Source organism: Streptomyces sp. NPDC001513 (assembly GCF_042894695.1).
In the GTDB taxonomy this organism is placed as follows: domain Bacteria; phylum Actinomycetota; class Actinomycetes; order Streptomycetales; family Streptomycetaceae; genus Streptomyces.
On record NZ_JBIAVU010000031.1, the window covers coordinates 1 to 10,448 of the forward strand.

Consider the following 10,448-nt stretch of genomic DNA (forward strand, 5'->3'; position numbering starts at 1 on the left):
AGGAGGGACAGACCCGCCGGCGTCACCGCGGCTGTCGCCAGGCCCTGGAAGACGCGGGCGATCAGCAGCATCTCCGGGCTGTTCGCCAGACCACCCGCCAGCGACGACAGACCCAGCACCGCCAGACCCACCAGGAACAGCCGACGACGCCCGAACAGGTCCGCCACCCGACCGAACAACAGAGTGAAACCCGCAGCACACAGGGCGAACGACGTCGCGATCCACTGAAGGTTCGACAACGAGAAACCGAGACCCTCACCGATCACCGGCAGAGCCACATTCAGAATCGAGAAATCAACCGCCAGCATGAACTGCGCCACCAGCAGCACCACCAACACCAACTTCAGACGCCCGTCCAAACGGACCGGACCCCCAGCACCACCCCCCGCACCCGCATCAACACGCGCACCCTCGACAACCGACATCGCGACACTTCCTCTCGATCACGCAACGAGCTGTTGCGTCATCGACTCTGGACTGGTCGGAGGGGGTTACCCAGCCCCCTGGTTGTGCTGGCGCCGGGCAAGCTAGCACTGCCAGGGCCACCTTCACGGGCAGCGTTCCGCGCCCTCCCCCGGCACACTGGAACGCATGGACACTCCCACTGCCCTGGGCGAATTCCTCCGCACCCGTCGCGCCCAGCTCCAGCCCGAGGACGTCGGCCTCCCCTCGCACGGCACCCGCCGGCGCGTACCGGGACTGCGGCGCGAGGAGCTCGCCCTGCTGGCCGGCGTGAGCATCACGTACTACACGCACCTGGAGCAGGGGCAGAGCACGAACGCCTCGGACAGCGTCCTCGACGCGCTGGCCCGCGCCCTGCGCCTGTCTCCGGACGAGCACGCGCACCTGCTCAACCTGGCCCGGCCGCCGCGCGCCAAGCGGGCGCAGTCGCCCCGGCCCGAGTACGCCCGGGACACCACGCGCCGGCTGATCGGCGCGATGCCGCAGGTGCCCGCCGTCGTCCTGGACGGCCGCAACAACGTGCTCGCCTGGAATCCGCTGGGCCACGCCCTGCTCGCCGGGCACCTCGACTTCGCGAGCCCCGAGGATCCCGCCGTACGCCCCAACCTCACGCGGATGCTGTTCCTCGACCCGCACACCCGGGAGCTCTACACGGACTGGAAGAGCGAGGCCCGGGTGGCCCTGGCGGCGCTGCGCCTGGTCGCCGGACGCAATCCGGAGGACCGCGCGCTCGCCGAGCTCATCGGGTCGCTCATGCTGCAGAGCCCCGATTTCGCCTCGCTGTGGTCGAAGCACCCCGTACGGGACTGCACCGTCGGCACGAAGACCCTGCACCACCCCGTCGTGGGCCCGCTGACCCTCGATTTCGAGAACCTGCACCTCACGGACGGCACCAATCACCGGATGCTGCTCTACAGCGCCCCCGAAGCCTCCCCGTCCGACGCGGCGCTGCGCATGCTGTCGAGCCTGACGGCCGGTTCCGCCGCCCCGGGCCGGGGAACGCCGAAGCCCGCGTCGGCGGATGCCGACGCGGGCGGGGAGCGGTAGGGCGGCAGGTCAGTCGCGGGCGGCCGCGGTGACCGGGGTGCGGTCCCCGGACGGCTCGCGGGCCGGGACCGCTTCCGGGGCGGGCCGCGTACGGGGCCTGGCGCGGCCGAAGCGGCGCATGGCGGGCATCTCGACGAAGCGGAAGAGGAGCCATCCGCCGAGCAGCGAGGCGGCGAAGAAGCCGGCGATCACCAGCAGGGCCACCGGGACGCTGTAGGTGTGCTCGCCGAGCAGGGAGCGCAGGTAGAAGATCGTGACGCCCTGGACGAGGTAGAACCCGAAGGAGACCTCGCCGAGCCAGACCATGGTCCGGCTGCGCAGGAAGGTGGCGCGGCCGTCGACGTCGGCCTGTGCGGTGGCGCCGATGAGCGCGGCGACCGGGATGATCGTGGCGACGACGAACCCGTACTGGAACGGGGCGACGAGCGCGGCGGCGTAGCCGAGGACGGTGAGCACGGCGGAGACGCCGAAGCCGACGCGGCGCGGCCACAGTCCCGCGAGGACGATGCGGGCGAGCAGGATGCCGAGGACGAACTCGAAGAGGCGGCCGGCCGGGAGCAGGTAGCCGAACCAGAACTGCATCCCGGAGATGGGCGTGATGGTGGACTTCGGGGTGTCCGGGACGAAGTAGGTGGCGATCAGCTGGAGTGCGACCATCCCCGCGATCATCGCGGCGCTCCAGCCCCACAGGGCGGTCCGGCCGCGGAGCTTGCGGATCGGCCCGATGAGCGCCGGGAAGAGCATGTAGAAGAGCAGCTCGCTGCCGAGGGACCAGCTGGGCGGGTTGACGCTGAGGTTGACGGTGGGCTGCGGCCACCAGGTGTGGATGAGGAAGAGGTTCGGGAGCCAGTCGGCGACGCCCGTGACGGCCGAGCCGGCGAAGAGGAGCATCGCGGCGGCGAAGACGACGACGTGGTTGGGGAAGATCTTCAGCAGTCGGCGGCGGAGGAAGGCGGTGACGCGCTCGCCGGGCTTGGCGGCCCAGGCGAGGACGAAGCCCGAGAGGACGAAGAAGAAGGAGACGCCCAGGTAGCCGGCCTTGCCGAAGGCGGTGGAGAACCCGTCGGCGATCGAGGCGTCGGCGAAGGGGTTGATGGGCGCGTTCGGCGGGATCGGGGAGTCGGTCAGGGACGAGTGGAAGAAGAAGACGGAGAGTGCGGCGAAGAACCGCAGGCCGGTCAGTGAGGGCAGCTTCGCCCGCTTCGCGGCGTCGGGGGACGTCGTGGAGGCCACAGGAATCGCTCTTTCGGGAGTGGGGTTCGTCGGGGACAGCGGCCGGGACCGTGCTCCGCCGTGCGGTGCGCGGTCCCGGCGGCGCGAAGGGGCGTACGGGACTGCCGGGAGAGGCGGAAGGCGCGGAAGGCGCGGAAGGGGCCTACTGCTCGATCTCGTTGCGGTAGACCATGAGCTTGGCGTCCTTGGCCACGTAGTAGTTCTGGACGGAGTAGGCGATGGTGGCGAAGTCCAGCCGGCCGTCGCCGTTGAAGTCGGCGGTGGCGATGCGGGCGACGGACTCCTCGGAGACGCGCCACTTGGCCCAGACGCCGTTGGCCGCGTCGATCGCCTTGTAGTACATGACGCCCTGCCAGGGCCACGGGCCGCGCAGTGCCACCAGGAACTCCTCGTCGCCGTCGCCGTCGAAGTCGGCGCAGACGATCTGGTGGCCGGGGCCCTCGCCGTTCTCGTTGGGGTCGCCGTAGACGTCCAGCAGGACGCGGTTCCAGCCCTCGCCGCCCTCGGCCTTGGTGTAGACGGCGACGGTGTTGCCGTGGAAGGGCTCGATGGCGGCGACGTAGGCCATCGGGTCGTCGCCGAGGCGGCCCGCGTTGAGGTCGCCGCTGCCCCGGAAGCCGGTCTGCTCGAACTGGGTGAGCTCGCCCGTGCCGATGAGCTCGCGGACCCACTCCTGGCGGGCCTCGTCGAACCAGAGCCAGGTGACGCCCTCGTCGGAGGCCAGCAGGAGGGATTCGAGGTCGGAGCCGGGGACCAGGCCCCGCTTCTTCTCGGCGCCGTGGATCATCCGGAAGTGGCTGTCGTCGATGACGGTCATCGGCCACTCCTCGGCCGTGTGCACGTCGTCGGGCTGGGTGAACAGCACCACCGGCAGGACGGCGTGGACGTCCTCCTTGGCGACGATCGGCAGGCCGATGATCTGGAGCCGGTCGGTGCGGGTGAAGTGGCCGGCGCGCAGCCGGTGCATGCCGGTGGCGCGGCCGACGTAGTGGCGCTTCCAGCGCGACTCGTCCTTGTCGGGGGTGCCCGGGTTCTCCAGCCAGTCGATCTTGCCGCCTTCGGTGTTGGCGTCGTGGATCGTGCCGATCGGGCCGTAGAGGTCGTAGCAGACGATGACGTCGGGGTGGCCGTTGCCACTGACGTCGGCGAAGTCGGCGCCCACGGGCATCTTGATGCGGTCGGCTATCAGCCGGCGGGTCCAGTCGCCGTCGTTGGCGTACCAGTAGATCTCGCCGAGGCGCAGTCCGTAGCCGAACAGGTCGGGCTTGCCGTCGCCGTCGATGTCGGGCGCCTCCAGCCAGTAGCCGTCGCGGAGCTGGTCGGCGACGACCTCGGCGGTGAACTTCGGGGCGCGCAGGACGGTCTCGTTGTTCTTGCCGTTGGTGGTCATCAGTGGTTCTCCAGGGTGGTCGCGAGCGGAGACGAGGACGGGGGGAAGGGGAGGGTGCGCAGGGCGCGGGGTACCGGGTGGTATTCGATGGCGAGCCAGATGCAGTCGGTGTCGGCCCGGTACTGGTGGCGGGGGTAGTGGTACGTGCACTGGGGGCCGGTGGCGCAGAAGGGGTCCGGGGTGGTGTAGCCCGGGCTCATCAGGACGTCCTGGTAGAGGGAGGCCTGGTCCTCGCTGCGGAACCGCTGCATCCGGCCCAGGCCTTGGACCTGGGTGTGCACCTCGATGAAGTCGTGCTGGTTGTGGATGAAGCAGTCGGTGCCGGCGGGGGCGAACCACAGGTTGGCGCGGACGTTGAACTCCCGCTGGTCCAGTACGGTCTCGCGTTCGCCCAGTACGTGGGCCGGGTCGAACAGGACGGTGTTGATGTCGTCCTGCGGGCTGCGGTACAGCGGGGTCTCGTGGGAGAACTCCCCGGGGGCGAGCAGATCGGCCAGGTGCGACCAGCCGGGCTGTTCGACGATGCCGCCGATGTCGGCGTCGTCCGCGGCGGGGCGCAGCAGGAGCAGTGCCTCGGCCCGCTCGATGCGGGTGTCGGCGAGGACCGTCGAGGACAGCGGGGGGATGGTCTTGCGGAACTCCTCGACGATGGTCACGGGGGTCACGCCGGGGTTGACCACGATGGTGCGGCCTTCGACGGTGTAGTCCACGGCGTCGCGCACGAGGTCGGCCCTCAGGTACGGGGTGCTGAAGTTCAGCGGGCGTTCGATGGCGGACGGGGTGGCGGTCATGCGGCTTCCTCTCGGTCAGGAGCGGGCGAAGGCGGCCGTGCGGGCGAGCTCGACACTGAGCTCGTCGGCGGCGCTGTCGGGGACGAAGGGCTCGGGGGCGGGCCCCAGGCCGAAGAAGTGGGCGAGTGCGGCGACGGTGCGGGCGGTGGCCTGTCCGTCGCCGTACGGGTTGGCGGCGTTGGCCATCCGCTCGTACGCGGCCTGGTCGCGCAGGAGCTCCAGGGTGCTGGCGACGATGCCCTCGGTGGCCGTTCCGACGAGGCGGGCGGTGCCGGCGACGATGGCCTCGGACCGCTCGGTGACGTCGCCGAGGACCAGGGTGGGCTTGCCGAGCGCGGGGCCCTCCTCCTGGCTGCCGCTGCTGTCCGAGACGATGAGGTCGGCGCGGGCCATGAGCTTGCAGAAGCTGAGGTAGGGCAGCGGGTCGACGACGGTGATGTGCGGGTGGCCGCCGATGTGCGGGAGGAGCGCCTCGCGGACCACGGGGTTGCGGTGGAGCGGGACGACGACGCGTACGCCGGGCTCGTCGGCGATGCGGGCCAGGGCCTGCCCGATCTGCGGCAGGTGCGGCCATGCCTCGCGGCGGTGCGCGGAGGCCAGGACGATCCGGCTGGGGTCGACGTCGAGGTCGGCCAGGGCCGGGTCGCCGTAGCTCTCGGCGCGGCCGCAGGCCCAGCGCAGGGCGTCGATGACGGTGTTGCCGGTGACGGTGACCGTGCCGGCGTCGATGCCCTCGCGCAGCAGGTTCGCCAGGTTTCCGGGGGTGGGGGCCAGGTGCAGGGCGGCGACCTGGGCGACGAGCCGTCTGTTGCCCTCCTCGGGGAAGGGCGAGCCGAGCCGGCCGCTGCGCAGTCCGGCCTCGACGTGGACGACGGGGATCCGCTGGTGGAATCCGGCCAGGGCCCCGGTGAGGGTGGTGGCGGTGTCGCCGTGGACGAGGACGGCGTCGGCGGGGGCGGAGGCGAAGTAGTCCTCCAGGCCGCGCAGGGACCGGTAGGTGACCTGGGAGAGGGTCTGCTTGGGGGCCATCACTTTCAGGTCGACGTCGGCGGTGAGGCCGAAGGCGTCGAGGGTCTCGTCCAGCATCTGGCGGTGCTGCCCTGTCGAGATCACGACGGGCTCGAAGCGCGGGTCGTCCTGGAGGGCGCGGATGACCGGCGCGAACTTGATGGCTTCCGGCCGGGTGCCGAGGACTACGGCGACGGAACGCATGGCTTCCTCTACTTTCTGACGCGTGGGTAATCGAGCCGTGGCATGACGCGGGAGGGCGCGGCACAGCGGTGCCGCGGACCTGTTCGACGGGTGGTGGCCAGGGGATCGGATCTCGCTGCGAGGGGCTTTTCAGCTGCCCTCTTCCGGCCAAGAGACAGCTTTCCCGGAGCCGGCCGGGGAGTCAACGAACGCCCGCGGACACTCGAACGGTTGAGCGGGAACGACAGAAGCCCCGCACTCCGGAGACCGGAGTACGGGGCTTCTGACCAGCGGGAACGCGCGGAGCATCAGCCTCGCGCGGGCTTGATGGACATGGAGTGGCGGAAGAAGTCGGACGGGTCGTAGCGCCTCTTCACCTGCTGCAGGCGCGGGTAGTTGTCCTTGTAGTAGAGCGTCTGCCACGGCACGCCGGAGCGGTTGCGGCGCGGATCGGTGACGTCACGGTCGGGGTAGTTGATGTAGCAGCCGTCGGTGCTGTCGTCGATCAGGGGCACGCCGCCGGTCGCCGAGAAGAAGTCCTCGTACAGGCCGCGCAGCCAGCCCAGGTAGAACTCGTCCTCGCTCTCCTCCTGCCAGAAGGTCTGGAAGCACATCTTGAAGATGGACGACCGTTGCGCGTTGGCCGTCGCGTCGGGCGCCGCGGCGTTGACCTGACCGCCGAAGGAGAACAGCACCAGCATGGTGTCCGGGTTCTTGAAGTCCGGCCGGCTCATCTGCCGGTACAGCGCCGCGATCTGATGGTCCGTGAAGTTCTTGCGCATGTACGCGGACTTGTGCGCGCCACGTGAGGTGGGATTGGTGATGGTCGGGTTGTTGGTGCCGACCAGCCGGGTCGCCTGCAGCCAGGGCAGGGTTCTGGGCTCCGCGAACTGCGGCATGGCGGGCAGTTCACCGGTGGCGCGGGTCAGTGCCTTCGGGATGACCCCGGTGCCGGCCGTGATCGCCGCCAGGTAGTCGTCGAGCAGTTTCCGCGCGTTCGGCACGGTCGCGTCGACCTGGGTGAACATGCCCACGCTGCCGTGCGCCTTGGAGCTGACGTTGAACAGGCTGGACAGATGGCGGTACGGGGAGTCGGGGGCGCTGTTCGCGGCGTGCCAGGAACCGAAGTTCTTGAGCAGCCGGGTGAACTTCGCCTCCGTGAGCTGCTCCCAGGGGAAGTCGACGGCGCTCACCAGCACCGTCGACGGCGGGGAGATGAGCTGTTCGGAGGGTTCGGAGCCCTTGGCACCCGGGGAGCGGAACCAATAGCGGGTCACCAGGCCGAAGTTGCCGCCGCCCCCGCCCGTGTGCGCCCACCACAGCTCGCGGTTCGGATCGTTCTTCTCCCTGGTGGCCACGACCGTCCGCACACCGCCCTTGCCGTCCGTGACCACGACCTCCACGGCGTAGAGGTGGTCGACGACCAGGCCGTGGGCCCGCGAGAGCAGGCCGTACCCGCCGCCCGCTATGTGGCCGCCGGCCCCGACGCTGTAGCAGATGCCACCGGGGATGGTGACGCCCCAGCCCTTGTACAGGGCCTCGTACACGTTGATCAGACGGGCGCCGGCCTCCACGACGAACGCCCGGAACTTCGGGTCGTACCCGACGTGCGTCATCTCCGAGAAGTCGATGATGACCTCGGTGTCGGGATGCGCGGCGAAGTCGGCGAAGCAGTGGCCGCCGCTGCGCACCGAGACCCGCTTGCCCGCGCGGACGGCGTCTCTCAGGGCGCGTTCGGCGTCCGCGGTGGAGCGGACCATCTTGATGTAGTCCGGGCGGGCCACGAAGCGCTGGTTGTTGCCGGTGGTCAGCATCTCGTAGCGGGGATCACCCGGCCGCACGACGGATCCGGCTCCGACGGCCGTGCCGGGGGCGCCGGAGGCGGCGGGGGCCGTGGCGGCGGCCGCGGGGCCGGCCAGCGCGCCGGCCACCGCCGCGCCTCCGACGACGGCGGCGCTGCGGGTGAGCATGGTCCGGCGATCGACACCGTTCATGTGGATCTACCTCGACTTCTCTTCGACGATGGAGTGGGTGCCGTACCCGGCACCGGCGGAGTGCTGCTGTACGGAGTGCGGTTCTGCGGGGAGTTCTGCCGCCGGCAGCGGGACCGGCCGGCGGGCCTTGCGGTCGAGCCGGCCGGAGAGCACCGCGGTGCCCAGACCGGCGGCGGCGAGCCCGGCACCGATCCAGGTCGGCGCGGTCCATCCGAGGCCGTGGGCGACGGCGAGGCCGCCGAGCCAGGCCCCGAGGGCGTTGCCGAGGTTGAAGGCCGCGATGTTCGCCGCGGAGGCGAGCGCCGGGGCCCCGGCTGCCTGCTGCATCACGCGGGCCTGCAGCGGCGGCACCGTCGCGAAGCCGATCGCCCCGAAGGCGGCCAGGGTGATCGCGGCGGGCACGGCGGCCTGCGAGGTGAAGGTGAAGACCACCAGCACCAGGGAAAGGCCGCCCAGGATGAGGTACAGGCTGGGCATCAGCGCGCGGTCGGCGGCCCGGCCGCCGAGCACGTTGCCCACGCACAGTCCGACACCGAAGAGGACGAGGAGCCAGGCGACCGCGCCGTCGGAGAAGCCGGCCAGTTCCGTCATCATCGGTGCGAGATAGGTGAAGGAGGCGAAGACGCCGCCGAAGCCGAGCACGGTCGTCGTCAGCGCCAGCCACACCTGGGGCTTGCGGAAGACGGCGAGTTCGCCGCGCAGTGCCCCGCGCTCCGGCGCCGGCTGCGCCGGGACCAGGGTGACGAGTCCGAGCAGGCCGACGATCCCGATGCCGGTGACGGCCCAGAAGGTGGAGCGCCAGCCGAACTCCTGGCCCAGGAAGGTACCCAGTGGTACGCCGAGTACGTTGGCCAGCGTGAGCCCGGTGAACATCAGGGCGATGGCGCTGGCCCGCCGGTCCGGGGCCACCAGGTCGGCGGCGACGACGGACCCGATCCCGAAGAAGGCGCCGTGTGTGAGGGCGGCGATCAGCCGGCCGCCCATGAGGGCGGTGTAGTCGCCGGCGAGGGCGCAGAGCAGGTTGCCCGCGATGAAGATGCCCATGAGCACGACGAGCATGGTCTTGCGCGGCAGGCGGGCGCCGGCCGCGGTCATCAGCGGTGCGCCGACCACCACGCCGAGGGCGTAGCCGGTGACCAGCATGCCGGCGGAGGGAATGGAGACGGACAGGTCGTCGGCGACTTCCGGGAGCAGGCCGACGATGACGAATTCGGTGGTCCCGATGCCGAAGGCACCGATGGCGAGGGCGAGCAGGGAAGCACGCATCGGCCCGGGTCAGATCTGCCGCAGGGCGCCGCCGTCGACGCTCCACTCGGCGCCGGTGACCTGGGTCGCGAGGGGTGACAGCAGGTACGCGACGATGCCCGCGACGTCCTCGGGCGTGCCGATGCGGCCGCTCGGCAGCGCGCGCACCACGCGGATGAAGTGCTGGACGGCCTCGTCGGCCGGGAGGCCGAACCGCTCCCCCAGCTGCTCGGCGAAGCCGCCGGGTGCGTCGAAGAGCGCCGTCCGGGTGGGCCCCGGCGAGACGACGTTGGAGCGCACCCCGCGTACGCCGAACTCCGCGGCGAGGGACTTGGACACGGACAGCAGCGCCGTCTTGGAGGCGGCGTAGTCGACGATGCCCGGGTCGGGGAATCGGGCGGCCTCGCTGGCGATGTGGACGAGGGAGCCCGCTCCCGTCTCCAGGAGCGCGGGCAGGGCCGCGCGGGTCATGCGGACGGCGGAGTGGAAGTTGACGTCGAAGGTGCTCGTCCACTGCTCGTCGGTCACGTCGAGGAAGCCGGTACGGGATTCCAGCGCGCCCACGTTGTTGACGAGGCCGTCGAGCCGGCCGTGGCGCTCGATCACGGTGTCGGCCACGTGGCGGGCCGCGGTGGGGTCGGTGAGGTCGGCGGCGAGGGTGCTGACGCGGTCGCCGAGGGCTTCGGTGTCCCACGGCTTGCGGGCGACACCGACGACGAGGGCGCCCTCGGCGGCCAGCAGCCGGACGGTCGCCGCGCCGATTCCGGACGACGCGCCGGTGACGAGGTACACGCGGTCTTCGATACGGAGGTCCATCACGTTCCTTGGGAAGAGGAGACCTTGAGGAGGAGGGGGAGGGGGAGGGGGAGGGGGAGGTGAGACGGGAGGGGGAACGGGGAGGGGGAGGCGGCCCCGGCACGGCGGGGGTGGTCGTGCCGGGGCTGCCTCCTGGGGAACCCTGAGCCGCGGGGGCTCAGGCGGAGGTGAGGTCCTTCGCCGCCTTGTTGCGGAGGAAGAGGGCGGTGGTGAGGGTCCCGAGGACCACGATCGCGGTGTTCACGATCACCGCCGTCGTGATGCCGGCATGGATGTCCG

9 protein-coding genes are annotated in these 10,448 nt (G+C 70.9%); 1 reads left to right on the plus strand and 8 read right to left on the minus strand.

Going from position 1 to position 10,448, the window contains the following annotated elements; genetic code table 11:
* Positions 1-425: MFS transporter (locus ACFYZ4_RS39730; protein WP_390786301.1), on the minus strand; the 425-nt coding region annotated here is incomplete at its 3' end.
* 166 nt (positions 426-591) lie between these two features.
* On the opposite strand from ACFYZ4_RS39730, the gene ACFYZ4_RS39735 reads away from it, so the two are divergent.
* The gene (locus tag ACFYZ4_RS39735; RefSeq protein ID WP_390786302.1) at positions 592-1,509 is read left to right on the plus strand and encodes a helix-turn-helix domain-containing protein; all 918 of its coding nucleotides are present in this window, start codon (positions 592-594) and stop codon (positions 1,507-1,509) included.
* A 9-nt stretch (positions 1,510-1,518) separates the two neighbouring features.
* Here ACFYZ4_RS39735 and ACFYZ4_RS39740 read toward each other — a convergent pair whose 3' ends face one another.
* The 7 genes from ACFYZ4_RS39740 to ACFYZ4_RS39770 form a co-directional block, all read right to left on the minus strand.
* Complete coding sequence (locus ACFYZ4_RS39740) at positions 1,519-2,742, minus strand: acyltransferase family protein (RefSeq protein WP_384344609.1); 1,224 nt, start codon at positions 2,740-2,742, stop codon at positions 1,519-1,521.
* Between the two features lie 142 nt (positions 2,743-2,884).
* Positions 2,885-4,132: a VCBS repeat-containing protein gene (locus ACFYZ4_RS39745; RefSeq protein ID WP_351598582.1), complete on the minus strand. Its 1,248-nt coding sequence runs from the start codon at positions 4,130-4,132 to the stop codon at positions 2,885-2,887.
* On the minus strand, positions 4,132-4,923 hold the full coding sequence (locus tag ACFYZ4_RS39750) for a hypothetical protein (RefSeq protein WP_351303691.1): 792 nt from the start codon (positions 4,921-4,923) through the stop codon (positions 4,132-4,134). Before ACFYZ4_RS39750 ends, ACFYZ4_RS39745 begins: the two co-directional genes overlap by 1 nt.
* A 15-nt stretch (positions 4,924-4,938) precedes the next feature.
* Positions 4,939-6,135 (minus strand): non-hydrolyzing UDP-N-acetylglucosamine 2-epimerase, encoded by a 1,197-nt coding sequence (gene wecB, locus ACFYZ4_RS39755; protein ID WP_351303694.1) that lies wholly within the window; start codon positions 6,133-6,135, stop codon positions 4,939-4,941.
* 287 nt (positions 6,136-6,422) lie between these two features.
* A complete protein-coding gene (locus tag ACFYZ4_RS39760) occupies positions 6,423-8,108 on the minus strand; it encodes an FAD-dependent oxidoreductase (protein ID WP_384344604.1) in 1,686 nt (561 codons plus the stop codon).
* Between the two features lie 6 nt (positions 8,109-8,114).
* A complete protein-coding gene (locus ACFYZ4_RS39765) occupies positions 8,115-9,374 on the minus strand; it encodes an MFS transporter (RefSeq protein ID WP_351303699.1) in 1,260 nt (419 codons plus the stop codon).
* Between the two features lie 9 nt (positions 9,375-9,383).
* The gene (locus ACFYZ4_RS39770) at positions 9,384-10,169 is read right to left on the minus strand and encodes an SDR family NAD(P)-dependent oxidoreductase (protein ID WP_390786303.1); all 786 of its coding nucleotides are present in this window, start codon (positions 10,167-10,169) and stop codon (positions 9,384-9,386) included.
* Positions 10,170-10,448: the final 279 nt, after the last annotated feature.

What these genes read in the sequence shown, in the direction of transcription:
- ACFYZ4_RS39735 (WP_390786302.1), top strand. Translation starts at nt 592, where the DNA reads ATGGACACTCCCACTGCCCTGGGCGAATTCCTCCGCACCCGTCGCGCC.
- ACFYZ4_RS39745 (WP_351598582.1), bottom strand. Translation starts at nt 4,132, where the DNA reads ATGACCACCAACGGCAAGAACAACGAGACCGTCCTGCGCGCCCCGAAG.
- ACFYZ4_RS39750 (WP_351303691.1), bottom strand. Translation starts at nt 4,923, where the DNA reads ATGACCGCCACCCCGTCCGCCATCGAACGCCCGCTGAACTTCAGCACC.
- wecB (WP_351303694.1), bottom strand. Translation starts at nt 6,135, where the DNA reads ATGCGTTCCGTCGCCGTAGTCCTCGGCACCCGGCCGGAAGCCATCAAG.
- ACFYZ4_RS39760 (WP_384344604.1), bottom strand. Translation starts at nt 8,108, where the DNA reads ATGAACGGTGTCGATCGCCGGACCATGCTCACCCGCAGCGCCGCCGTC.
- ACFYZ4_RS39765 (WP_351303699.1), bottom strand. Translation starts at nt 9,374, where the DNA reads ATGCGTGCTTCCCTGCTCGCCCTCGCCATCGGTGCCTTCGGCATCGGG.
- ACFYZ4_RS39770 (WP_390786303.1), bottom strand. Translation starts at nt 10,169, where the DNA reads ATGGACCTCCGTATCGAAGACCGCGTGTACCTCGTCACCGGCGCGTCG.